This is a genomic window from Catenovulum sediminis (genome assembly GCF_007289895.1).
GTDB classification, from domain to species: Bacteria; Pseudomonadota; Gammaproteobacteria; order Enterobacterales; family Alteromonadaceae; genus Catenovulum; species Catenovulum sediminis.
On the sequence record NZ_CP041660.1, the window covers coordinates 4044842 to 4070354 of the forward strand.

Genomic DNA, 25513 nt, shown 5'->3' on the forward strand with positions numbered 1-25513 from the left:
ACATTCTAAGCAATTTGCTTGATTGCAGGTTACCTTGGTTGCAAGTTGCAGAGCACTTGCATTTTCTCCGAATCGTTTTTCAACAACTGGAGACTCATGAGCCAAAACTTTACAGAGATTACTGATTTCGCACAAAAATTGCGAAGAAGTTTACATCAAAACCCAGAGCTAAGCTGGCACGAGATTGAAACTGCAGAGCGTGTTCGTCGTGAATTAGATGCACTTGGTTTAACCTGGCGAGAATGTGCTGAGACTGGCACCATAGCAACTATCGATGCACCCAACAGAACAGAAAACACCCCACATATTGCCCTACGGGCAGACATCGATGCACTTCCGATAACAGAACAAAGTGGTCGTGAATGGAGTTCAAATAACTCAGGCTGTATGCATGCCTGTGGACATGATGGACATACAGCCACTTTAATGGGTGCTGCGCACTGGCTTAAAACGAATCAAGATAAATTACCCGCGCCCGTTACACTGCTCTTTCAGCCAGCTGAAGAAGGGGGGCATGGTGCTAAACGAATGATTGAAAATGGTGCATTAGAAGGCATAGATTATATCTTTGGCTGGCATAACTGGCCTGCAATTTCATTTGGCCAAATGGTTTGTCCTGACGGCATCGTAATGTGTGGTAATGGTACCTTCAAAATTACCATAAACGGCAAAGGTGGGCATGCCAGTCAACCAGAATTATGCGCAGATCCTTTATTAGCCGCGAGCGCAATTAATCTTTCATTACAACAAATCGTCAGCCGAAAAGTCGCGCCGCAAGCAGCCGCAGTAGTCAGTATTACCTCTATCACCTGTGATTCTAACTCGCCGACTGTGATCCCTCAGCAAGCCGTATTACAAGGCAGTATTCGAGTACCAGACGATGACACTCGAGAGATTTTAAATCACTCAATTACCGACATTAGTAAAAGTACCGCCAAAGCTTATGGCGTAGAGTGCACTGTAGACATATACCCAAGATACAACGCGACCGTAAACCACGCTGAATGTGCGCGATTAATGCGCAGTGCATGGCAGCAAGAGTTTGGTGAGCAAGCGCTAGATAATTCAACACGGGTGCCTATCATGGCATCAGAAGATTTCAGTTATTATTTACGTGAAATTCCCGGAGCATTTGCGTTAATTGGCGCCAACGATGGCGCTAAGCAGCACTCAGCGCCATGTCATAGCCCTTTTTACGACTTTAACGACAAACTAATTCCTCTAGTTTGTCGTTTGTTTGCACGCCTCTGTGGCGTTGCAATTCCCTGAACTTAGCCACAAAAAACTAAGTAATCACCCATAAACACAGGCAACGTTGCTCGTGTTTGTCTCAACACCGCAAGGAGTGTACCTATGAGTATATTTGAAGAAAGAGAATCTGCGATAAGAGCCTACTGCCGTGTTTACCCTGTTGTATTTGATACAGCAGAAAATGCACGACAAACAGACGAAAATGGTAATCAATATATTGATTTTTTTGCCGGAGCGGGCGTACTCAATTTTGGCCACAATAACCCAAGGATGAAAAAAGCCATTATAAATTATATTGAACGTAATGGTGTAACCCATAGTTTAGACATGCATACCAGCATCAAACGAGATTTTATGGAAACCTTTGTCAAAACGATTCTGGAACCACGAAATATGCCCCACCGCCTGCAATTTATGGGACCGACAGGTACAAACGCAGTTGAAACGGCACTCAAACTCGCACGGCGAGTGACTGGACGATCTGAAATAGTTGCATTTTCACATGGTTTTCATGGCATGACACTTGGCGCACTGGCCTGTACAGCAAATGAATACTTTAGAGGTGCAGCGGGTGTCCCGCTAAACCATGTCAATCACCAAGTTTTCGGTTGCGAAAAAACCTGTTTAAATTGCGAGTTATCTTGTGGGGTCGATAATTTAAATAAATTACGAGCTTTGTATGCAGATAGTTCCAGTGCCATCGATCCGCCGGCCGCATTTTTGGTCGAGACAATTCAAGCAGAAGGTGGCGTCAACATCGCTTCAAAAGAATGGTTACAAGCCCTACAAAAATTAGCCAAAGACTTCGGTTCACTATTAATCATAGATGAAATACAAGTTGGCTGCGGCCGTACTGGGAGTTATTTTAGTTTTGATGATTTAGGTTTAGATCCTGATATTGTATGTTTAGCTAAAGGGATTGGCGGTTTTGGTACACCAATGGCAATGAACTTAGTCAAACCCGAACATGATGACCACTGGTCTCCAGGCGAACATACCGGTACTTTTAGAGGCCAATGTTTAAGTTTTGTCGCCGGTAAAGAAGCCTTAAGTTATTTCGCAGACGATGTATTAATGGCTGAAGTTGATCAGAAAAATACATTAATGCTAGAAAAACTTGATCCACTCCTCAAACAATATAATTCCATTCAATTGCGCGAAAAAGGCATGATTATGGGCTTGGATGTGGGTGATGGTGCCTTGGCCAAACAAATTGTCGAAAAATGTTTTGCCAATGGCTTATTGGTGTCAGCTTGTGGAACCGGTGGTAGAGTGATCAAATTGATCCCACCATTAACCATACCGGTTGAAGATCTAACGAAAGGATTAGATATTTTAGTCACTGCAACGAACGATGTATTGGAGGCCGCATGATTCAACGAGACGATATGACGTTTCCGTTTGCTGAGTATGAGCGACGCATAAACGAATTGAGAAGTCGAATTGCCGACAGGCATTTAGATGCAGTGGTCATCACCGATCCTGAGAACATCATGTACCTGACCGACTATCAAACAACAGGGTATTCGTTTTTTCAAGCACTGGTTGTCCCATTAGATGACGAACCCTTTATGATCACGCGGGCTATGGAAGAATCGAACATAATAGCCAGAACTTGGGTTGAAAGAACGCGCCCCTATCCTGACACAGGCGATGCGGTGCAAATGCTGGTAGATGCCCTGCGTGAATTCAACCTATCAAATAAACGCATCGGCTATGAAAGAAACAGCTATTTTTTCCCCGCTTATCAGCAAGATGTCATACACACCAGCTTGCGTGAAGGTAAGTTACTGGACTGTTTTGGTATTGTCGAAGAAGGCAGAATCTGTAAATCAGCAGCCGAAATAGAAATCATGCGCAAGGCCGCTATTGCCACTGAAGCCGGTATGTTGGCTGGAATTGATGCCTGTCATGCGGGGGTGACAGAAAATGAAATTGGCGCAGCTATTAGTGCAGCTATGTTTAAAGCCGGTGGCGAGCCACCGGCAGTGATGCCATATGTCACGTCCGGTCCAAGAACCATGATCGGCCATGCCACTTGGGAAGGACGAAAAGTTGAACCGGGTGAACACGTGTTTTTAGAAGTAGGTGGTTGTTATCGCAGATATCATACCGCCATGATGAGAACGGTATTGTTAAGCGAAATGACCGACTCTATGTATAAAGCACAAGAATGTATGAAACTCGCATTAACCAGCATGCACAACTACATTCAGCCGGGAATGACGGTCAGCGACGTCGACAATTTGATCCGCAATATCATTTCACATAACGATGTAGGTGCTCGCCTGATAACACGCTCTGGTTATTCAATTGGTATCGCTTTCCCCCCTAGTTGGGACGAAGGTTATATCGTTAGTTTAAAACAAGGTGAATCCACAGTCCTTCGCGAAGGCATGACATTTCACGTTATACCTTGGATGTGGGGCGTTGATGGCAATAAAACCTGTGGTATTTCGGATACGATATATATCACATCTGATGGCGCAAAATCCTTCTTCAATATGGATCAGGATTTTGTTGTTAAACCCGAAAAACACAAAGCGCCTGAATCAGTAAAAGACATTCAAGATCTAAACATTAAACGCGCAAACAAAAAAAATGATGGGCAAAAAAAGCCTGACAACCCAGCAAAACAAGCGTGAGGTGACAATATGCTATATACACAAAATCCGTTAAACGGTCAGCCTTTAGCTGAATATCCAACGCTCAATAAAGCTGAAGTAGATGCTTCTTTAAATGCCAGTAATAGAGCTTTTTTAAAATGGCGAACGACAAGTTTTGAGCAACGGGGAGAAGTGCTAAAGGCGGTTGCGGCAGTGCTACGCTCAAGAAAAGCAGAGCTTGCCAAATTAATGGCTGAAGAAATGGGCAAACCAATAAAAGAAGGTGGGCCAGAAGTAGAAAAAGCAGCTTGGTGCGCAGAGCACTATGCGGAGCATGCACAAGCCTACTTAGCCTCTGAAACAATCGAGTCTGATGCGTCTAGTAGTTATGTAAATTACCAGCCGCTGGGCAGTATATTGGGTATTTTACCTTGGAATGCACCTTTATGGCTGGCTTTTCGATTTATGGCACCAACCTTAATGGCTGGTAATACCTGTTTAATGAAGCACGATCCCGGCGTCTCAGGGTGTGCCAAAGCCATTATGGATGCTTTTAAAAGCGCCGGCGCGCCAGACAATATCGTCGTCAACCTGCCACTGGCTAACAAAGAAGTAGCGGATGTAATCAGAGACAGACGGGTATCAGGGGTATCATTTACCGGCTCAAGCGCAACCGGTGCAACCGTTGCTTCAACAGCCAGTTCAGTTATTAAACCTTGTGTACTAGAACTTGGTGGCTCTGACCCCTGTATTGTGCTAAAAGATGCCGATCTGGAAGCTGCGGCGGACACCGCCACTTTATCCAGAATTATAAACGCGGGACAATCTTGCATTGCGGCAAAACGTATCATTGTTGAAAGTCAGGTTTATGATCAATTTTGTCAGATGCTCGAAAAACGGTTGGCCAAATTAAAGTTAGGGGATCCGCTGGACCCTTCCACCGACGTTGGCCCGTTGGCAAGAAAAGATTTACAATCAAATTTACACCGGCAAGTATGTGAAAGCCTAGAACAAGGTGCACACTGTCGTCTTGGCGGCTCGTTACCTGACGAAGCGGGTTATTTTTACCCAGTCACTTTACTTGTAGATGTCAAAAGTAACATGACCGTGTTTAACGAAGAAACTTTTGGACCTGTCATGTGTGTCTCTAAAGCAGATGATCCTGAACATGCGTTACAGTTGGCAAATCAAACTGTATATGGTTTAGGCGCCGCTATTTGGACTAACAACGAAACCTTAATAAACATGTTTATTGAACAATTAGAGTCAGGTCAAGTCGCGGTGAATGGCATCGTGAAAACAGATCCTAGACTACCTAGTGGCGGCATTAAACGCTCGGGTATCGGCCGCGAACTTGGACCACACGGCATCAAAGAGTTTGTAAATTGCAAACAGGTCTGGATTAAATAATATAATGGGCAGTGTGTCCTGATACACTGCCGTTTTAAGCTTGCGCCTACCATTGGTATTATTTTTTCTCGCAAAAATACCATTATCTACCAATTAAGCTTGCCTAGCATTTGTTTACTTACTAAAGTGAAAACAAATAGTTATGTAGAAGTTTTATATGTTTGAATCTGATATCCAACGTTTAGAAAAATATTATGACATGGCCATAGAATTTTTGGTCACTTATAGCTTCCAATTACTGGGCGCCCTCATTGTATTTTTAATTTTTTTATGGCTTGCCAATCGGATAGGTCGCTTTATCAATGAGCTATTACTAAAGAAAAAACTTGATATTACCTTAAGCCAATTTTTAGCCAACTTTGTCAAATTTATCATTCTAGCCGCCGGCATTGTCATCTCGTTAAGTAAAATCGGTATTAGTATCACACCTTTTGTTGCCGCTATAGGTGCTGCCTCATTAGGGGTCGGCTTAGCTTTGCAAGGCATGTTGAGCAACTACGGCGCAGGCTTGGCCATAATACTGACCCGCCCTTTTGTTCTTGGCAATACAATTACCATTCAAAACATTACAGGGATTGTTAAAGAAGTACGCTTAGCTTGTACGATTTTAGTCAACGAAGAAGAAGAAGATATCATTATTCCAAACAAATTTTTAATTGGAGATATCTTACACAACTCTTATCAGAATAAACTGGTCGAAAGTAGTGTTGGAATTAGTTACGACTCCGATCCAAAGTTAGCGATAAAACTTATTACAGATATTTTGCAGTCATTTGAGCAAGTTGACAGTAGCCAGCCTGCCCAAGTCGGGATCAACGAATTTGGTGATAGTAGTATTAATATAGGATTACGCTATTGGGCACCAACACAAGGCTTTTACGAAGTAAAGTATCAGGTAAATATGGCAATTTTTGACGCGTTAAAAGCCAATAATATTCATATACCGTTTCCACAGCGTGAAGTGCGTATTTTATAAAGCTTCGCCTGAATAAACTTTTTCGTTTATCAGGTCATATAAGCTATAGCTAAATAAATTCGGACCAGTCCTGCATGAAAATTGTAAAATCGAATCGAAAGTTATTCAAAGATCATCAAATTACCGATGAATCTGTCTATCATAACAAACGAACCATATTAAAAAGTTTAGGTTTATTGGCTAGTGCAAGTTTAATCAGTCAGCCGGCAAACGCGAATATTCTAGACTGGTTTACGGATAACAAAGAAACCAACGACAAACCACAAACACTTAAAACACTCAAATACACGCCCACAAACTCAGATTTAAAACTGACACCAGAAAGTAAAGTGACCAGTTATAACAACTTTTATGAATTTGGAACTGGAAAAAGCGATCCAGCTGAATACGCTCATGCACTGACGATTGATCCATGGAAGATCAAGGTCAATGGTTTAGTAAATACCCCTTTTGAGCTGGGATACGAAGATTTATTTAATCAATTTCCATTAGAAGAGCGAATATACCGCTTAAGATGTGTTGAAGCTTGGTCAATGGTTGTCCCTTGGATTGGTTTTCCTCTATCTGCACTATTAAAAAATGCAGATATACAAAACTCTGCAAAATATGTGGCGTTTGAAACATTACACAGACCAGATGAAATGCGTGGGCAATCAAGCCGCTTCATTGGCGGTAACATCCCCTATCCTTATACTGAAGGACTCAGGCTAGATGAAGCCATGCACCCGCTAACAATTCTCGCTGTCGGGCTTTATGGTAAAAGCTTACCCAAACAAAATGGGGCGCCTGTTAGGTTAATTGTGCCCTGGAAATATGGATTTAAGAGTATCAAATCTATAGTCAATATCCGCCTAACCGCGCAAGAACCGGCGACCACTTGGAATTTATCTGCGCCACAAGAATATGGTTTTTATGCCAATGTAAACCCAAACGTTGATCATCCAAGGTGGAGTCAGGCAAGTGAACGCATCATCACATCAGGCGGACTGTTGGATCAGAAACGGATTAAAACACAGATGTTTAATGGTTATGCTGATGAAGTGGCGGGACTGTATCAAGGGATGGATCTAAGAAAATATTATTAAGGTGTGTTAATCTTTTGACGACACGTGTAAAAGTTATATTTTTTAAAACAATTATTCACCTAATTGCTTTTGGTTTATTAAGCATTAATTATTATGCTTCGATTACCGACCAAAATGGAGCCGATCCGGTTAAAGCAATCATCCACTTTACTGGAATTGGCGCACTTAATCTTTTGCTCATGAGTCTGCTATTTTCACCCATTGCAAAACAACTGAAACAGCCTTGGCTGATGCAGTGCAGAAGACTAGTCGGTCTCTATAGTTTTTGTTACGCCACATTGCACATTTTAAACTTTTGGTGGTTTGAATTAGCATTTGATGTCTCACTGTTTTTATCAGAGTTGGCGCAGCGACCATACATTTGGCTGGGACTACTCGCTTTCTTGATACTTTTATGCATGGCGATGACTTCACCACTGTTTGTTAGAAGAAAAATGGGCGCGCACTGGCAGCAACTACACAACTGGGTCTACCTCGCAGTCATTCTGGTTTGGATACACTTTTATTGGTCCCGTAAAGCAGATATTGGCGAAACAATTATTTATATAACCGTCATTGCCTTTGTATTGCTGCTTCGTAAAACAAAAATAAAAAAATGGCTGGCTCTATCTAAAGTTTAGCCGCAACCACCCGATAACAGATTATTGCAAACAGCTTGTATCGGGTGCTATATGTTAACAAAAATGATTAGAACTTCAGCTCTAGCGGCGCTAATGGTCGCTGCACAGTCTCTGCTTACAGCATGCAATCAGGCTTCGGCCTACTCTTCTGACTCAACCGCAAAAATTCCAAGTGATGTACTGACGTTAGTCAACCAAACATTTCAAAGCAACTTTGTATACGGTGACTGGCGTTTCCAAGGCACCCAAGTTATTAATAATTCAATTAATGCCTATATCCAAATTCCAGACAAACTAGAGTTATCTGAAAAACAACAAAAACAGTATATTCAAATGGTTATTTGCCCATCGCAAGATAAAGCACAAATGTGGTTGACCACGCGTGACTACCCGATCTGGGTTCACTTATACACTCATGATAAAAAATATGGTGTATATGCACAGTGCACTAACCCGCATATTTAAGTAAACTTGAGCCATAATTCACTCGTTAATCAATTTTATGGCTCGCAAAACAATACTTATTACAGGCTGCTCATCTGGCATTGGTTTATATTCAGCTCATGCTCTGCATCAAGCTGGCTATCAGGTGCTGGCAACGGCTCGACAAACAAAAGATGTTGAACATCTAAGATCGCTCGGATTAACAAGCCACCAGCTTGATTTAGCAGACAGTCAAAGTGTAAAAGACGCATTTGAATGGGCAACAAAAACAGCCGACAAGAATATATTTGCGCTATTTAATAACGGCGCATATGCACAGCCGGGTGCATTAGAAGATATTAGCCGCTCATTACTTAAACAACAGTTTGAAACCAATGTATTTGGCTGGCACCAACTGACCAACCTGTGCCTTGAACATATGCACAAATTCGGTGAAGGACGCATTATTCAAAACAGCTCTGTTTTAGGCTTTGTCGCCATGAAATACCGCGGCAGCTATAACGCATCAAAATATGCAATTGAAGGCCTTTCAGATACCTTGAGATTAGAACTAAAAGGGACAAACATTTTTGTTTCTCTGATTGAACCGGGTCCAATTTTAAGTCAGTTCAGAGCAAACGCATTACAACAATTTAGTTTAAATATCGATATGCAAAACAGTCGCTATAAAACGACCTATCGAAAAATGTTAGAACGATTAGAAACCGAAGGACCCGCCATTCCGTTTACCCAAGGCCCCGAAATGGTTTATAAACGCCTCTTACACGCCATTGAAAGTGCTAACCCCAAAGCTCGATACTATGTGACTAAACCAACGTATTTATTGGGCTTTTTAAAACGCCTGTTACCAAGCACCTGGTTAGATGCCGTCGTAAAAAATGCTTAAGTTAAGATATGTCTAGCTGTAAATACGATAACATTTAAATAAATTCATCAATAAGTAAATTCAAATACTGAGGTAAAGATTTTGGCAAAAAAGAAAGCAAAAGGCTCGGCAGGCCTGAATAAAAAAAGTGGAGAAGCATTGCTAGAAAAGTATCAAAACAAACCCGACTCACAAATAACAGATAGCGGGCTCATTTATCGAGTTATAGAAACCTCAGAAAACAAAAACATCTCGCCTAGCATGCTGGATACAGTCGTCATACATCAAAGAATTATGCTAGCCGATGGCAGTGTGATTGCTGACAGCTATAAAGCGGGTTTACCAGAAGAATTTGCGATGCGAGAAGCCATTGAAGGTCTTCAGCAAGGTTTGAGTTTAATGAAGATTGGAGAGCGGTTTGAATTTATCATACCGCCTGCATTAGCTTGGGGTAAAAAAGGCAACAGCGGAAAAATTGGCCCAAATGCAGTTCTGCACTTTGATGTCAGATTAATCCGCGTGATTTGATTTTATTTTTGCTCTATACGACAAAATAAAGCTTCGTAATTTTTTTGCTCTGTTTCAATAAATTGGTGAAGCTTTTCTTCAGGCAATGGCGGGCTAAACAAATACCCTTGTCCAATCTGGCAATTATTCTTAATCAAAAATTCAACATGCTCAGGTGTTTCTACCCCTTCAGCAATCACTTTCATTTTAAGTTTGTGTGCCATTGCGATAATGGCATCTGAAATTGCCATATCGTCCGTATCTTCAGGAATATCTTTGATAAATGCCCTGTCCACTTTAAGCGTATCAACTGGAAATTTTTTCAAATAACTTAATGAAGAATAGCCTGTGCCAAAATCATCTATCGACATCTGTACCCCCAAAGCTTTGATATCGTCTAGTTGATGTAAAGCTTCGGATATATCGCCCATCAACATAGATTCAGTTAACTCTATATCCAACCATTCGGGTTTGATTCTGGCATTAATAATACTGCTGCGAATAACACTCGCCACCCCTTTATCTTTGAACTGACGAGCAGATAAATTGACTGCAACTGTATAGTTTTCATTATACTTTTCGTTCAGCCGGGCAATAAACATACTTGCTTCAGCAAGCACCCACTCACCTAACTCCACTATCAAGCCGGATTGTTCAGCCACTGAAATAAAAATTGCAGGCGAAACCATACCTCGTTCAGGGTGGTTCCAGCGTATTAAAGCTTCAAAGCCAAAAAGTTTGCCGGTTTTTAAATCAACCTGCGGCTGATAATACAATTCAAATTGTAACTCTCGCAAAGCGACCCTAAGCTCACTTTCAATCAGCAAACTTTCTTTGACGGCTTTGTCCAAGTCATCGGTAAAGAAATAATGGGTATTGCGACCCGCCGCTTTCGCTCTATACATGGCCAAATCTGCGTTACGCAACAAGGTTTCAATGCTCATTGCGTCTTTAGGCGACATGGTAATACCAATACTGGCACTGACTAAAACTTCAGCACCAGACAATTGCACTGGCTCTCGAATGACATTCTGAATATCAATCGCCATAGCTGTAGCGCGTTCTACCGTCGCGACACCACTTAATATAACAGCAAATTCATCGCCCCCTAGACGTGCAATGGTATCCTCCGCACGTAAACGGCGAACTAAGCGCTTAGCGATTTCAATTAACAATTCGTCACCGGCTTCATGCCCTAATGTGTCATTTACACGTTTAAACTGATCTAAGTCGAAATAAAATAATGCAAACGAAAAATGGCCACGTTTCGTCATTTCAAGCGACTTTGTTAACTGAGCTTTAAAGAAAGTGCGATTGTACAAGTTGGTTAGCGGATCATGATACGCCAGCTTTTCCATTTTCTTTTGATTCTTTTTAATCTGACTAATATCTTGTGTCGCAGCGACAAAATGACGCCCGCCATTAATGTCCTCTGTCATCGGAGAAACAGTTTGTGAAACCCAGATACTTTCCCCGTTGGAATGCGTCAACAACAGATCGCCTTTCCATGTGTGTCCCATATTGAGTTGCTCGTAAGCGGCATCCAACATCCACGCCATTTGGTTATCAATAACCGTTTTCAATGTGGCCCCAATTAATTCATCCTCTTCCCGACCACAAAGCTCGATAAACTTAGGGTTTACAAATTCAATAATAAAATTTTCATCTGTTATTGCTATCGCAGTTTCGCTATGCTTTACCGCATTAGAAAGCTTTAGTGCCGCTAGCTCTGCTATTTCTTTTTCAATAATTTTTTCGTTTAATCCTTCAATTAAACCGGATATTTCACTCGACATTGCCATCATTGAGCGCGCGACCTGTCCAATCTCATCGTTATCCTTTACTAGCCCCTTTAACTCAAACTGTCCCTGTTGATGCTCTTTAAAGGCATCAAACATAATTCGCAAGCGGGCTAATACAAATTGATTCAAAAACCAAAAAACCAAAAGAGACAATAATAAGGCTGCAGCTGCAATAGCAAAGAAAATAGAGAGTTTCAGCTTGGATGTGTATTCTGCAAAAGGTTCAAATTTATCATAAGCACCAACGTACCAGTTTAAATCTGAAATTGGACTAACCGATACCGTTTTATCCCCCATCACAACAAAAGTGCTTTCTGATTCAAACCGACCTTTAATCAAGGCTTCTCGAATAATTTCTTGCAAAAAACTTGGCGCACTTTGAAAGTTATTCAATTCAGTATTTAATTTAGCATCCTGATGACTTAATACATGTTTAAAGTCTGGATAATAGATAAGGTTCCCTGAGTTATCGAAAACAAAAATCTGCCGCCCAGTTAAAACATCAACTTCGCTAATGATTAATTCGTTTAGTTGCTGCAAAATAAAATCACCACCCACAACACCAACAAACTCGCCTTGGATATAAACCGGTATTATGAGACTAGTTAACCACTGATTTTGAATGTCATCAAAATAAACAGGTGTCCAGATTGGCTGACGTGTCGGATTATATTTGGGTGTCCCAATGCGATAAAAAATATCTTCCTCAAAATTGTGTGTTGCCGGTAATTGCTCCGCAAGCTTAGCTGGATAGGTCACAGACAACTGTTCAGAGCTGATAAAAAAGTAACTGCTAAATGACGGAATCACGGCATTTGCAATATCATGCCACACACTAACCAACTTGTTCGCCATTTGTATTTCTGCAGTGGTCAGTTTGCCAGAAGCACCAACAAAGACACCGACTTCACCGCTACGAGCTCGGTACGCACCATTTTCAAGTTTATTAAAGTGCAACTCGCTCGCTGATTGCTCTGTATATCGGCTATTTAGTCTGGCAACTAACTGTCTGTGAGACACTTCACCCAAACGTGCTAAACTGCTTAAATGCTGACTAATGATATTAGCTTGCAATGATGAGAGTTGTTGGACATCTTGGATAGCTGCATCTGAAGTGAGTTTGTTTTGGCTGTTCATCAGAGCAAAACCAGCCACTAAACCAATCACACTGGATACACATAATACAAGTACACTTGCTTTTATCGATAGTGAATGAATAAGTCGGGAATTAAACCACTGCATAGCAGCATTATTACCTCTGGAAAAGAGTACTCCGTCACCCAGAATGTGCCCTGTGCTTAAGCTTTCGCTAAACACTCCCATACGAGCAATGTTCAAATTCTTAATTATAACCTTAATTTTTAACATTTTTATACGCTGCTGTCATATAAAATAAGGCGGATCGTTAAATTTAATGCAACTCTTGTTTGAGCTAAAGCACGAGCAAAGTTAGAATTGCATCATCTTGAAAAAAACCTCAAAACCAACAGGAAAGATTAATGGCTCAATATGTCTATACGATGAATCAGGTGAGTAAAATTGTTCCACCTAAAAGGGAAATTCTAAAAAACATTAACTTATGTTTTTTCCCAGGCGCAAAAATCGGTGTTTTAGGCTTAAATGGTGCGGGTAAATCAACATTACTTAGAATTATGGCTGGCTTAGATACTGAAATTGAAGGTGAAGCACGTCCACAGCCGGGTATTAAAATTGGTTATCTGCCACAGGAACCACAATTAGATCCAACTAAAAATGTCCGTGAAAACATCGAAGAAGCAATTTCTGAAGTTAAAAATGCCATTGCCCGTTTGGATGAAGTTTACGCCGCGTATGCTGAGCCAGACGCAGACTTTGATGCTTTGGCACAAGAACAAGGCGAACTTGAAAACATTATTCAAAGTCACGATGGTCACAACATTGAAAATATGCTTGAGCGCGCAGCCGATGCTTTAAGACTTCCACCTTGGGATGCTGATGTCAACAAGTTATCCGGTGGTGAACGTCGTCGAGTTGCTTTATGCCGATTGTTATTAGAAAAACCAGACATGTTATTGCTCGATGAACCTACTAACCACTTGGACGCTGAATCTGTTGCTTGGTTAGAGCGCTTCTTGCATGACTACGAAGGAACTGTAGTGGCTATCACGCACGATAGATACTTCCTTGATAATGTAGCAGGTTGGATTTTAGAGCTAGACCGCGGCCATGGTATTCCATGGGAAGGAAATTATTCCTCTTGGTTAGAACAAAAAGATGCACGTCTAGAGCAGGAAGAGCGTTCTGAAAATGCACGCAAACGTTCAATCAAACAAGAATTAGAATGGGTGCGCAGCAATCCTAAAGGTCGCCAGGCTAAAAGCAAAGCGCGTATGGCTCGATTTGAAGAACTGAACAACCAAGATTTTCAAAAACGTAATGAAACCAACGAACTGTTTATTCCACCCGGAGAGCGTCTAGGCGACAAAGTAATTGAAGTTGAAAATCTAACTAAATCGTATGGCGATAGAGTATTAATTGATAACTTAAGCTTTAAAATTCCTAAAGGGGCGATTGTCGGTATTATCGGGCCAAATGGTGCCGGTAAGTCAACACTCTTTAGAATGTTAAGCGGTACAGAACAACCTGATTCTGGCAACATCGCTTTAGGTGATACAGTAAAAATTGCAAGTGTAGAGCAGTTCCGTGATTCAATGAATGACAACAACACTGTTTGGCAGGAGATTTCAGAAGGTCAGGATATTATCACGATTGGTAGTTTTGAAATAAACAGTCGAGCATACGTCAGTCGCTTTAACTTTAAAGGTACCGATCAGCAAAAACGTATTGGTGAATTATCTGGTGGTGAGCGAAACCGAGTACACTTGGCCAAACTGCTTAAAGCTGGTGGCAACTTGTTATTACTCGATGAGCCAACCAATGATCTTGATGTAGAAACCTTACGAGCTTTAGAAAATGCATTACTGGATTTTCCAGGCTGTGCCATGGTGATATCGCATGACCGTTGGTTCTTAGACAGAATCGCGACGCACATTCTAGATTACCGAGATGAAGGTCAGGTCAATTTCTATGAAGGTAATTACACGGATTATGAAGCTTGGTTAAAACAAACCTTAGGTGAAGACGCCGTGCTTAACCCGCATAGAATTAAATACAAAAAGATAGGCTAATAAATGTGGTAGGTTAGTTATTTAAACTGACCTACCCGCTAATTTATCTGGCTCATTTTATAATATGCGCTATATTTTAAAAGTTGTGTAACAAATATAGAGTAATAACGAGTCCACTTATGGATGACAGAAGAAGTTTTACCCGAATTTTTTTCTCAATACCGGCCCAACTTAACAAAAAAAACCAATGCTGGGATGTGAATCTGGTCGACCTGTCTTTGAAAGGGGCACTCGTCACTTTGCCTGAAAGCGATCGTCTACCAAATTTTGAGGATAAGAAAAATTATCAGCTAATGTTTGAATTACCCAATTCAGATGTGGTTTTGGAAATGCAGGTTGATATTGCATACCTGAGAAATAACCAAATAGGTTTGGTCTGTACACAAATTGATATTGACAGTGCGGCACATTTAAAACGCTTGGTAGAACTGAATATGGGAGACGAAGCGCTTTTGAGTCGAGAGTTAGAACACCTTTCTAGCGAACATTAAAAAAGCCAAATGTCGCGAGGTCATTTGGCTATTATCACGGATAAAATTATGCTTGAGTATCCACGCCACCCGCAGCAGATACAATTACCATAGCCGGACGTAATAAACGGCCATTTAAAGTGTAACCTTTCTGTAAACAGTCAATAATTGCATTGGGTGCAACATCAGGGTTAGGTAACATAGACATCGCCTGATGTAATTCTGGATTCAACGGCTCACCTTGCTCAGGTGAAACCACTTCGATACCAAACTTTGAAAGACTCGCTTCGAAACTCTTTAAAGTTAACTCAACACCTTCAATCATAGGTACCAAAGCTTCATTTTCTTTATCTGCAGCTTGTAAAGCGCGTTCTAGGTTATCAGCAACTGGCAACAATTCACCCGCAAACTTTTCCAATGCAAATTTATGTGCTTTTTCTATGTCTTGAGCAGTACGTCGACGCATATTATCGACCTCAGCTTTAGCACGAATAACCGAATCCTGTTGTTCTTTTACTTTGGCTTCTGACGCAGCTAGTTTAGCTTCTAAATCACTTAGTTTAGCTTGCACCTCATCTTGCACTTCATCTTGCACTTCATCTTGTACTTCATCTTGTACTTTAGCCTGCTCTACCTCTGCTTGTTCAGCTTGGGTAGTCTCAACTTCCCCTTCTACGGCTTTAGAAACCTCTTCAACTTGAACATCTTGTTGTTCATTACTCATCTTTTAAAACTCCAAACCAGTCTTCATAAAAAAGTGTTTGCATGCAATATAAGGTCTATTTTGAATGATTCAAGGCCGAAGTTAATAATCGCGAAGTCATATCGACAATAGGGATCACTTTGCGGTAGTCCATACGAGTTGATCCAATAACTGCGAGCGACCCCACAACCTTGCCATCTAAATGATAAGGAGCACTTACCAATGCGCAATCAGAAAATAATTCGATCCCTGTCTCTTCGCCAATAAAAATTTTCACCCCATCCGAACGCTGACAAGATTTAAGCATATCCAAAATGAGTTTCTTGTTCGAAATCGCGTCAAACAAGGCTCTTATTTTATTGAGTTCTTGGCTAATATTTTCACTTAATAAATGATTTTGACCGGCAATCATTAATTTGTCTTGTAATACATCCGAGCGCATCGTTTTTTCATCAAATGCGGCTTCACTAATGCATAACAGCGCTTTGTCCGACTCGGCCAACGCTTTCAGCTTTCGACACCCCTCAATAAATGAGTTTCCACAAAACACCATATTCATTAATGACGTTATTTTTTGTAGCTGTCCTTGCTCTATTGCCTGTGGCAGCTCAATGACGCGATTTTGCACATCACCGTCATGCATCACAATGACAGCCAATAGTTTCTGTGCCGTTAATTGAATAAATTCCAACTTATCGACTGTCACCTTGCGTTTTTCTGGCACGGTAACAAAGCCGGCGAATTGAGTTAAATCTGCCAGCAGCATAGACGCTTTCTGACAGAGTTCACTAGCAGGTGCCTTCACTCTTAACTGCTCAAACTGAGGCAACTCAATATGCTGGTGAAAGTTTTTTACCGTCATCAACTTATCAACAAATAATCTTAAGCCGCTCACTGTTGGAATTCTGCCTGCTGATGTATGCGGTGATTTTAACAGCCCCTCACGCTCGAGTGTCATCATAATATTGCGCACCGTTGCCGCAGATGCCGACACGTCTTTTTGCTGCGCTATGCACTTAGATGAAACCGGATGACCTTCATTCAAATAATATTCAACTAAATGGTTGAGTACTTTCAGCGCTTTATCATTTAATTGTTTATTTGCCATAATACTTAATTGATCAGTTGCCAGTTACTACATTTATTGGGTTCTAAAGTTTAAAATCAATGTTTTCACATTAAATTAACTTTAATTGAGAATTGCAATCATTAAATCTACTTCCTTTTTTAGTCAAATTTGTTAACCTTCAAAGGTATACAGAATTAATCACCTGACCCATAAAATTAAACCATTATTAAATTAAACTCACTACGGAAATATTATGCCTTTAGTTTTTAAAAAAATTGGATTAGTGGGTAAACCTAACCACCCAGACACTCAAACGACAGTTAAAGGGTTAATTGCATTTTTGTCTAAACTGGGCTGCGAAGTATTTGTTGAACAAAAAGTTGCTTGTAGCTTAGCGGACATACAGGTAAAAGAAATTAGTTTAGTAGAACTGGGACAAACTTGTGATTTAGCCATTGTTGTCGGTGGAGACGGTAATATGCTTGGCGCGGCTCGCGTGTTATCCAAATATGGTACAGCCGTTATTGGTATCAACCGGGGTAACTTGGGTTTTTTAACCGATATTCACCCAGAAGCATACGAAAATGTTTTAACACAAGTGTTAAAAGGTGACTTTTCAACCGAAGAAAGATTTTTGTTGCAAGTTGAAGTACATCGTCATAATGAAGTCAAAAGTACCAATAGCGCCGTTAATGAGGCCGTTTTACACTCGGATAAAGTCGCACATATGATTGAGTTTGAAGTGTATATTAACGATAAATTTGTCTTTAGCCAGCGGGCTGATGGCTTAATTATGTCGACACCAACTGGCTCTACCGCCTATTCGCTTTCCGGTGGTGGCCCTATTTTAACCTCTAATTTAAATGCAATTTGTTTGTTACCTATGTTTCCGCATTCATTGGCAAATCGTCCGATAGTGGTTGATGCAGATTCACAGCTTAGATTAGTCATGCCAATTAAATCACAAGCACAATTAGGTGTTACATGCGATGGTCATGTCACCTTGCAGGTTTTACCCGGTGATGAGATTCATATCCATAAACATCCAAACACATTAAAGCTGATTCACCCAAAAGACTATAATTATTTTAATGTGCTGCGTCGCAAGCTCAATTGGGGTAGTAAACTTTACTAAGCTTGACATCATCCAAAGTCCTGAGATTAACTTTCTGACAAGCACAAAAAAGCCGCGACCGATCTAATAATCAGTGCGACTTTTTAGGCTTTGTTTTCTAACTGAGCTTTTTGTAGGGCGTTCATACTGCCTGCGCCCTTTTTTAACCGGCCCTTGCTATTAACTCATTATTTAATCATTATTGAATCGTTATTGACTCATTATTAACTATTGACTGAGTGCTTTTTTAACTCGGTTAAACAACTCGCCATCGTCTGTGTCGAGCGAACCACAAGCTAACCATAATAATAACATATCCATGGGATCTTTCGTTTCACCAGCATTTAGCTTATCTGACAACATTTGCACCTGTATTTCCATTCGACGTTGCGTATCTTGCGCTGGGGTATCCACACCACACAGTATTTCAATTTGAATGGTTAGGTCGCGCCTTTGCTGGCTATCTTTGTCACTGGCTTGCTGCGCGGCTTCAAGCGCCTGTTGCCAGCTAGCCGTTAGCTTATTTTCCGTGCTCAGTGAAATTTCCTGACCGTGAATTAAGCTTTCAATTTGCGTAAAAAATGCTTCTTTTACCGCATCATTTTTTGCATTGTTTATCGCAGTTAGTTTCTTCTCTATGGTTTGTAATATGCCATTGCTTTGTTTCTCTAACTTTTTATTTTGCGCGGGTGTGCCTATATTAAAATCAAGCGCTTTAACCTGCTCTTGAATCTGTTTAATTGTTGCAGTTTCTTGCGCTTCATTCACTTGAGCAAACAATCCATCGAGTTCTGACTTTAACTGCTCAACGGCAGCTTGCTGTTGTTGTTTATTCTGTTCATATTCAGCCTGTCGCGCCGCAAATACTTTGTCGTTGACTGCTCTGAATTTACTCCACAGCTTATTTTCTTTACTTGCGCCAGCATAACCCGTCTCTTTCCACTGTTGTTGCAAAGCTTTCAGAGCATCAACCGTTTCCGCAGTAGCTCCTTGTTGCGCTATTTGCTCTGCTTTTTCTATTAACGCTCTTTTGCTTTCAGCATTACTTGCATAAAACGCATTTAATACCTGGCGCAACGGCTTAATAATTGAAAAAAAGCGGTCACTAATGGCTACGTACTCGGCTCTTTCAACCGAACCTGCCTTATTCCACTCATTTTGTAAAGACGTTAGCGATTTAGAGAGTTGCTGGTAATTTTGCTGCTGATTAAATTGACCTTCTAATTCTGCCGCCTGTTCACACAATTTTTGTCGTGCAACTAAGTTTTCTGCTCGCTGCGCTTCCAATTCGGCAAATTTCTCACGACATGGCGCAAAAGCTTGCTCAGCAGCAACATCAAACGCTTCGTTCAATGCTGTATTTTCTTCGCTGCTGACATTGCCCAACAAACGCCAAGTATGCCGCGCCAATTTAATTTGTTTTGCTCGTGCAAATGCATCCTCAACGTTTTGCTCAGCTAACTGTTGAATTTCAGCTAATAATTCACGTTTACGCGGCAAACCAATATATGCTTTCCAATCTTCTAGCTCTGCTATTTGTTCGTTTAAACGTTGATACTCTCTATCAACTTTTTGTTGATAATTTTCACTTAGGCTTTCATAACCTTCGCCTATTTTGCGAAACAATCCAAATGCTACGTTAAAACGGCCCGCTCTAATCAAACGTTCAAGCTCTCTTAATTGACCTCTAACTTGCTTAACCGTGCTATTTTGCTGAGCATTTATCTCTTTTAATTTTAAGTTCCAAGTTTTGATCAAACTATCGGCACTTTCTTGCAATGAAGAAGGTAAATCAAACAACATTGCACGCTTATTCTGTTTCCAATCTTTCATCCACTGATCAAATTGGTTTTGCGCATCGTCAAGCTGCTCAATAGATTTAGGTAGTTGATATTGCGATAACTGCGTTATCGCTCGGGTGATCTTAGATACCTGTTCAGCAAATTCAGGGATATGTGCAGCATTCACTTCAATTTCGTTTAATCGATTAAACAAAGCTTCTGTTTTTTCACCACCTAAATGATCCTCCTGCAACAAAGCCTTGTTATCCGCGATCGCTTGTTGAATGGCAGATAATTGAGCATCCCCTTCGCTTTCAATTGCAAGACTTACTTGTTCCTGAATTTGTGCAATGCCCTGCTCAACAGAATTTATGATTTCCTGCTGTTTTTTCTGGGCAGCTAATTTTGCTTGCTCTTCATTGTAAGCAGCTTCCAACTCTGCCAATGCTAGATTCAGCTTCTGGCTTATCTGTTGATATTTGTCCGTTAATACTTGCCGCTCTTCATCATCTAATAAAATAAAATCTTGCTCTAATGCTGACCATTCTTGCTGGAGTTCTGTGCTTTCAGTTTGCACACGCTGGTAATCATCTTTATCTTTTAACGCCAGCAATTTACTTAATATCAAGCGCGTACTTTTGCGAATAAATACTGGTTTTTCTTCTAATTCTTTAATTTTATCAAGTGATTGCTGAGCTAAGGCTTTTACCGAAGGGTGAGGTGTTTTTTGTACAATTTTTTCCAGCTGTTTTTTATCTTCAATTTTTTCGACACAAAACAGCGCTATTTTTTCATCACTGTCTCGCACTGCTAAATCATAGTACAAGTGATTTTTATGTAGTTTAGTCAAACAAAGCAAACGTAAACTTTGCTCTTGGCTAACGCGCACAAAATCTTCCAGTAAATTGGTGTTTTTACAGTTTTCTAAAAACGCTTTCTTATCAACAACAGGCAATTCATTTTCTTTCGCCAGTAAAGCGAGTTTAACTTTTTCAAAAGCTAATTTTTGCAGTCGGCTATCTTGCTCTTCCGACAAGGCTTTGGCCCACGCGTCAAAACTCGCTAGTTTTTCAAGTGCGGTTTTACGTACATCCGGCGCGGCATCTCGACTGGCCAATTGTTGCAGAATATCTTGATCTTCTAATTTTTTGAGTGCTTCCATCCGCACATTTGGATCATCATGTTGCCATTTAGGCTTAAATAATTGTTTAAATATCATCGTGTTTAAACCGGATAATTGAGTTGTCAGCAAAACTTTTTTTAAGTGCTTCACGTGATTTTTCAACTAACTGACCATCTTTTCCAACAGTCAAGTGTTGATCGGAATCAAGATGTTTTGCTTGCCACGCCAAAACAGCTTGAAGAGTCGTTTCTTTTTGTTCGACAGACAAAAGGTCACCATTTGCCCATCGCCCTAATTCAACAGCCTGAACGAGCGATTGATAAACGCTTTCTGGCATGTTTTCGATCATGTCTAAATAATTCATTGTTTTTTATTACGTTTGAATAACATTATTCTAATGCGAGTGGTTAAATACCATATTAATCCAATTAAAGCGACTGCTTGCGATGCAATTTTATCATATGTCATACCATCTTCTGCATACCAGCTCGAATATGCTAAACCGCTGATAAACAAGATTAGCGCCAAAAATGAATGTGTCATTAAAGATGAACTTTTTTTAATGCGATTAATTCGCCGCTGTGTTTCCAGTTTTTCCGGATCATCAACCAAAGCACATTGACAATATGGACATTGATCCGCTTTGTCTGAAATACGTTTATTACACTCTGGGCACTGCGTTAAAGCCATAAAATTTCCTAACTCAACTTTTGTTTTCTAAATGTCGCTCTTGCGTTGCTTTCATATCTTTGTGCAACAAAACAATAGCCGCCAAATTCGGCAAGGTCATTAATACTACGGTGACGGCCGCTAAATTCCAAATAATTGTGGTATCTGTTATTGCCGCTATAAAAAAACCCAGTACGTAACTAATACGGAAATAGACAACTGAACGACTGCCAAACAAATAAGTCATCGCTCTATCGCCGTAGTAGCTCCATGATATAGCGGTTGAAAAAGCAAATAACAAGATGGAGATTGCAACTAAATACTCGCCATACTGGCCAAACCACCCTTGACTAAAAGCAACAGCCGTCAAGGCGGTAGAGTGAATTAATGAATAGCCTTGAATTTGTATGTTTGAATTAACAATGCGACCGTTATCCACTGTTAAAAAACCTCTATATTTTTCGCCGTCTGCGTTGAGCACCTCAACCTGCTCGGCAATTGATCTGGCATTTATTAAAGTTACCCCTTCAGTGGTAATTTTACCCGCTCGAATTAATAGCTCTCCTTGATAAAATTTAACCTCATGTGTTTCTTTTGCGTTTAACCAAGCGTAGAGTTGCTGCCTATTTTCTTTCGAACTTTCGTGATATTCACCTTGTATAACATACATGTCTGCCGCATCAAATTGATTAAGATGTTTTTTATACCAAACCCCAGATGACAAAATAACCAAGCCAGTTAACGTACATAACACTAGGGTATCGATAAAAGGCTCTAATATTGCGACCTTACCTTCATTAACCGGATCTTTCGTTCTAGCACTTGCGTGGGCTATAGCCGCGGAGCCTGCACCCGCTTCATTAGAAAATAAACCGCGATTAACACCACGGCTAAAAGCATAAGCAAAACTGGCACCCAAAAATCCACCGGTTGCTGCGCTGCCAGTGAACACTCCCGTAAATATTGCAGTTAAAGACGGTAAAATATTGTCGTAATTATATACAGCAACACTGATAGCGCTGACAAAATACACAACTGCCATCATAGGCACGAGTCGGGCTGTCACCTTAGCGATACGTTTGATACCACCAATAATCACCAAAGCCAGTAGAATTGACAATACAGCACCGGTAACCATAGGTTGAATATCAAAACTGGTTTCCATTGCGAGCGCAATATTATTAATTTGTGGCATAGACCCAGTTCCAAATGAACTGATCACAACGGCAACAGCAAACAATATTGCTAACCAACGGGCATTCAGCTTGCGATCCATATAGTACATTGGGCCGCCAGAAAAGCTACCATCAGACGTTTGCACCCGATATTTGTGCGATAATGTGACCTCTACATATTTTGTTGCCATACCTAAAAATGCCGTCATCCACATCCAAAACAGTGCAGCCGGACCGCCCAAAAAGATAGCTAAACCGACGCCCCCGATATTTCCGGTCCCTACGGTACCAGACAAAGCAGTTGTCAATGCCTGAAAGTGACTGGTATCGCCCTGTGCGCCCGGCTGTGATTTTTTCTCAAATAAATGCGCCCAACCTGCTTTAAAAAATCGAATTTGCGGAAACCCTAAGTAGAATGTGAAAAACACTCCAACAGCCAATAATAAATACGGAAAATAAACGGCGCTGCCCAAATATTGATCAAGAGAAAGTAAAAATTGATTGATCGAATCCATGTTTTTAAACCTACTTATCGCGATTGTTACGGTTAAACAATTTTCTACAAATTGCGCAACAATACGCAATAATGCTCAATAATTCTATAGGGCGTGTTTATCTTTGTTTATAATTTGAGCTGAGAGAAAAAATGGTCTTAGGCAAGGCAGAAATAATGAAGTTTAGTCATCTAAATAAGTTATTTCTAACACTGCATAAGACCATTTTGGCCTCAGCCCGAAGGGCAATGGCTATTTTAACCCTTAACGGCATTAGAATTCGTTTATTTAGAATGACTAAACCCCACTCATTCTGCTTTGTTAATGATTAAAATAGCCTATTGCTCAAAAATAATACAAAGATAAACACGCCCTAATAACTTATAGTATATCGGAAATATCAACTACAATTCAGTCTAGCTTTACATTTTTTGGCCGATATTTATATTTGTCGACGTTAGAAAAATGGACTAGCATAGAATCAGATAAAAGGACGTACGTGGTATTCATTATGATACATCTATTCAAGACACGTAGATTGGCATTAGGGTTAGCTTTTAGCTTATGTTTTTGTGTTAAGCTATTTGCACAAGACACAGTGCGTTTACAGTTGAAATGGAATCACCAGTTTCAATTTGCCGGATACTACATGGCGCTTGAAAAAGGATTTTACCAACAAAAAAATCTAAACGTTGAAATTTTAGAAGGGAATAAGACTGCCTCCCCCCGCTAGATGCTATTTTAAATAATGAAGCTGACTTTGCTATTAGTAGTTCCTCTGTTGCAATTTATCGAATGGAAGGTTATCCATTAGTCGCCTTAGCTGCAATCATGCAAACTTCTCCTTTGGTCTGGATTACACTTAAAGATAAAGACTTTGCGACACCACATGAATTAATTGGACGAAAGCTTCCTGTTTTAACGCCAAATGAAAGTGCTGAATTATTAACTGTATTTCGCATGGAAGGTTTAGACCTTAAACAGATAAATTTTATTAATCACCGCGCGACTGTCGATGACTTAATCAATAACAAGGTAGATGCAATCAATGGTTACATTGCCAACGAGCCATTTTTATTAGATCAACTAGGCCATCAATATAACTTGATCCGGCCTAAGAACTACGGTGTTAATTTTTACAATGATGTTTTAGTCACGCACGAAAAATTTGCTAAAAACAACCCTGAAATAATCGAAAACTTTACTGCTGCGTCTCTGCAAGGCTGGCAGTACGCTTTGGAGAATATCGATGAAACAATTTCTATTATTCGTAATAAATATGCCCCTAATAAAAGCTTAGAGCATTTACTATATGAAGCTAAAGTGATTCAGTCATTAATTATGCCCGAGCTTGTACAACTCGGGCATATGAACCCAGGACGTTGGCAATTCATTGCGGATACCTACAAAGAATTGAACTTAACACAAGGTGATAACAGCATTGAAGGTTTGATATACACACGGCCTAAGGCAGACCTTACCTGGTTTATTCACGCCATTGTTTTATCACTGGTTATCATTTTAGTATTACTGGTTATCACTTGGCGATTTGCCTATCTATCTTCCACTTTAAAGCGTGAAATTTCTCGCCGCCAATACGCAGAAAGAAAGCTAATTAAAGCGAACAATGAGTTAAAGGCACAAGCTTCAAGCGACCCGCTTACCCAAATTTATAACCGCAGAGCATTTTTTGACAAAGGTCAGTCGATAGTGCGTTTTGCCACTCGTAAAAACTATCCGATGTCATTATTAATGATAGATATTGACTATTTTAAAAAGATTAACGACCAATATGGCCATGCGGCCGGAGATTTGGCGCTACAAAAAGTTTGCGACTGTATTAAAGCAGAAGTTATCCGAAGCCATGATATTTTTGCCCGAATAGGAGGCGAAGAATTTGCAATATTAATGGTTGATTGTGATTTAAAGGCCTCTGAAAATGTTGCCGACCGTATTCATAAACGAATACAGGAACTGCACATTCCTTGGAAAAACAGTCAATCTTTTACCTTAACGGTGAGTATCGGTATCGCCCCGGTCACCAATGAATTGAGTGAAAGCCTTACGCAGGCTGATATTGCGCTTTATAGGGCGAAACAAAATGGACGTAACTGTCATTTCACCTACATAGATGAAGATGAGAAAGATGTTGTTTAAAATACACAATGTTACTTTACCGCTC

Annotated in this window: 22 protein-coding genes; 15 read left to right on the forward strand and 7 right to left on the reverse strand. The window is 40.4% G+C overall.

The features are described from left to right. Positions 1 to 96: 96 nt before the first annotated feature. From doeB2 to FNT16_RS17335, 10 genes are all read left to right on the forward strand, one after another. The gene (gene doeB2, locus FNT16_RS17290; protein ID WP_143872760.1) at positions 97 to 1269 is read left to right on the forward strand and encodes a N(2)-acetyl-L-2,4-diaminobutanoate deacetylase DoeB2; all 1173 of its coding nucleotides are present in this window, start codon (positions 97 to 99) and stop codon (positions 1267 to 1269) included. Positions 1270 to 1353: 84 nt separating this feature from the next. Next, complete coding sequence (locus FNT16_RS17295) at positions 1354 to 2625, forward strand: aspartate aminotransferase family protein (RefSeq protein ID WP_143872761.1); 1272 nt, start codon at positions 1354 to 1356, stop codon at positions 2623 to 2625. Then, positions 2622 to 3896, forward strand: coding sequence for an ectoine hydrolase (gene doeA, locus FNT16_RS17300; protein ID WP_143872762.1), 1275 nt, complete (start codon positions 2622 to 2624; stop codon positions 3894 to 3896). Before FNT16_RS17295 ends, doeA begins: the two co-directional genes overlap by 4 nt. Positions 3897 to 3905: 9 nt before the next feature. After that, positions 3906 to 5267, forward strand: coding sequence for an NAD-dependent succinate-semialdehyde dehydrogenase (locus tag FNT16_RS17305; protein ID WP_143872763.1), 1362 nt, complete (start codon positions 3906 to 3908; stop codon positions 5265 to 5267). 157 nt (positions 5268 to 5424) lie between these two features. Beyond that, positions 5425 to 6243 (forward strand): mechanosensitive ion channel family protein, encoded by an 819-nt coding sequence (locus FNT16_RS17310; protein WP_143872764.1) that lies wholly within the window; start codon positions 5425 to 5427, stop codon positions 6241 to 6243. Positions 6244 to 6317: 74 nt separating this feature from the next. Continuing rightward, positions 6318 to 7328, forward strand: a complete 1011-nt coding sequence (msrP, locus tag FNT16_RS17315; protein ID WP_143872765.1) for a protein-methionine-sulfoxide reductase catalytic subunit MsrP — start codon at positions 6318 to 6320, stop codon at positions 7326 to 7328. 14 nt (positions 7329 to 7342) lie between these two features. Beyond that, on the forward strand, positions 7343 to 7948 hold the full coding sequence (gene msrQ / locus FNT16_RS17320; RefSeq protein WP_185976635.1) for a protein-methionine-sulfoxide reductase heme-binding subunit MsrQ: 606 nt from the start codon (positions 7343 to 7345) through the stop codon (positions 7946 to 7948). A 51-nt stretch (positions 7949 to 7999) separates the two neighbouring features. After that, on the forward strand, positions 8000 to 8413 hold the full coding sequence (locus FNT16_RS17325) for a hypothetical protein (RefSeq protein ID WP_143872767.1): 414 nt from the start codon (positions 8000 to 8002) through the stop codon (positions 8411 to 8413). 37 nt (positions 8414 to 8450) lie between these two features. Beyond that, positions 8451 to 9278: an SDR family NAD(P)-dependent oxidoreductase gene (locus FNT16_RS17330; protein WP_143872768.1), complete on the forward strand. Its 828-nt coding sequence runs from the start codon at positions 8451 to 8453 to the stop codon at positions 9276 to 9278. 81 nt (positions 9279 to 9359) lie between these two features. After that, positions 9360 to 9785 (forward strand): FKBP-type peptidyl-prolyl cis-trans isomerase, encoded by a 426-nt coding sequence (locus FNT16_RS17335; RefSeq protein WP_143872769.1) that lies wholly within the window; start codon positions 9360 to 9362, stop codon positions 9783 to 9785. A 2-nt stretch (positions 9786 to 9787) separates the two neighbouring features. On the opposite strand, the gene FNT16_RS17340 is transcribed toward FNT16_RS17335, so the two are convergent. Continuing rightward, complete coding sequence (locus tag FNT16_RS17340; RefSeq protein ID WP_185976636.1) at positions 9788 to 12808, reverse strand: bifunctional diguanylate cyclase/phosphodiesterase; 3021 nt, start codon at positions 12806 to 12808, stop codon at positions 9788 to 9790. A 257-nt stretch (positions 12809 to 13065) separates the two neighbouring features. Here FNT16_RS17340 and ettA point away from each other — a divergent pair, with 257 nt between their 5' ends. Together ettA and FNT16_RS17350 are read left to right on the forward strand one after the other, a co-directional pair. Then, complete coding sequence (gene ettA, locus FNT16_RS17345; RefSeq protein ID WP_143872771.1) at positions 13066 to 14733, forward strand: energy-dependent translational throttle protein EttA; 1668 nt, start codon at positions 13066 to 13068, stop codon at positions 14731 to 14733. A 119-nt stretch (positions 14734 to 14852) separates the two neighbouring features. Next, positions 14853 to 15224 carry a PilZ domain-containing protein gene (locus tag FNT16_RS17350; RefSeq protein WP_143872772.1) on the forward strand — a complete coding sequence of 124 codons (372 nt, stop codon included), beginning with the start codon at positions 14853 to 14855 and terminating at the stop codon, positions 15222 to 15224. 46 nt (positions 15225 to 15270) lie between these two features. On the opposite strand, the gene grpE is transcribed toward FNT16_RS17350, so the two are convergent. Beyond that, a complete protein-coding gene (gene grpE / locus FNT16_RS17355) occupies positions 15271 to 15927 on the reverse strand; it encodes a nucleotide exchange factor GrpE (RefSeq protein ID WP_143872773.1) in 657 nt (218 codons plus the stop codon). 55 nt (positions 15928 to 15982) lie between these two features. After that, positions 15983 to 17014: a heat-inducible transcriptional repressor HrcA gene (hrcA, locus tag FNT16_RS17360; RefSeq protein WP_143872774.1), complete on the reverse strand. Its 1032-nt coding sequence runs from the start codon at positions 17012 to 17014 to the stop codon at positions 15983 to 15985. Between the two features lie 214 nt (positions 17015 to 17228). Here hrcA and nadK point away from each other — a divergent pair, with 214 nt between their 5' ends. Beyond that, positions 17229 to 18110: an NAD(+) kinase gene (gene nadK / locus FNT16_RS17365; protein ID WP_143872775.1), complete on the forward strand. Its 882-nt coding sequence runs from the start codon at positions 17229 to 17231 to the stop codon at positions 18108 to 18110. 207 nt (positions 18111 to 18317) lie between these two features. Here nadK and FNT16_RS17370 read toward each other — a convergent pair whose 3' ends face one another. The 4 genes from FNT16_RS17370 to FNT16_RS17385 are packed head-to-tail and all read right to left on the reverse strand — an operon-like array spanning position 18318 to position 23352. Next, the gene (locus FNT16_RS17370; RefSeq protein WP_143872776.1) at positions 18318 to 21089 is read right to left on the reverse strand and encodes a DUF349 domain-containing protein; all 2772 of its coding nucleotides are present in this window, start codon (positions 21087 to 21089) and stop codon (positions 18318 to 18320) included. Beyond that, the gene (locus FNT16_RS17375; RefSeq protein ID WP_143872777.1) at positions 21079 to 21357 is read right to left on the reverse strand and encodes a YeaC family protein; all 279 of its coding nucleotides are present in this window, start codon (positions 21355 to 21357) and stop codon (positions 21079 to 21081) included. Before FNT16_RS17375 ends, FNT16_RS17370 begins: the two co-directional genes overlap by 11 nt. Continuing rightward, positions 21354 to 21683, reverse strand: coding sequence for a zinc ribbon domain-containing protein (locus FNT16_RS17380; protein WP_143872778.1), 330 nt, complete (start codon positions 21681 to 21683; stop codon positions 21354 to 21356). The genes FNT16_RS17375 and FNT16_RS17380 overlap by 4 nt, the downstream gene beginning before the upstream one ends. Positions 21684 to 21696: 13 nt before the next feature. After that, positions 21697 to 23352 (reverse strand): alanine/glycine:cation symporter family protein, encoded by a 1656-nt coding sequence (locus tag FNT16_RS17385; RefSeq protein WP_143872779.1) that lies wholly within the window; start codon positions 23350 to 23352, stop codon positions 21697 to 21699. A gap of 490 nt (positions 23353 to 23842) precedes the next feature. Between FNT16_RS17385 and FNT16_RS21040 the strand changes: the two genes are divergently transcribed. Both FNT16_RS21040 and FNT16_RS21045 read left to right on the forward strand, forming a co-directional pair. After that, positions 23843 to 24064, forward strand: a complete 222-nt coding sequence (locus FNT16_RS21040) for an ABC transporter substrate-binding protein (protein WP_143872780.1) — start codon at positions 23843 to 23845, stop codon at positions 24062 to 24064. Between the two features lie 53 nt (positions 24065 to 24117). Further along, entirely contained in the window at positions 24118 to 25488 is a 1371-nt protein-coding gene (locus tag FNT16_RS21045) for a GGDEF domain-containing protein (protein WP_281281914.1), read from the forward strand. The last annotated feature ends 25 nt before the right edge of the window (positions 25489 to 25513 follow it).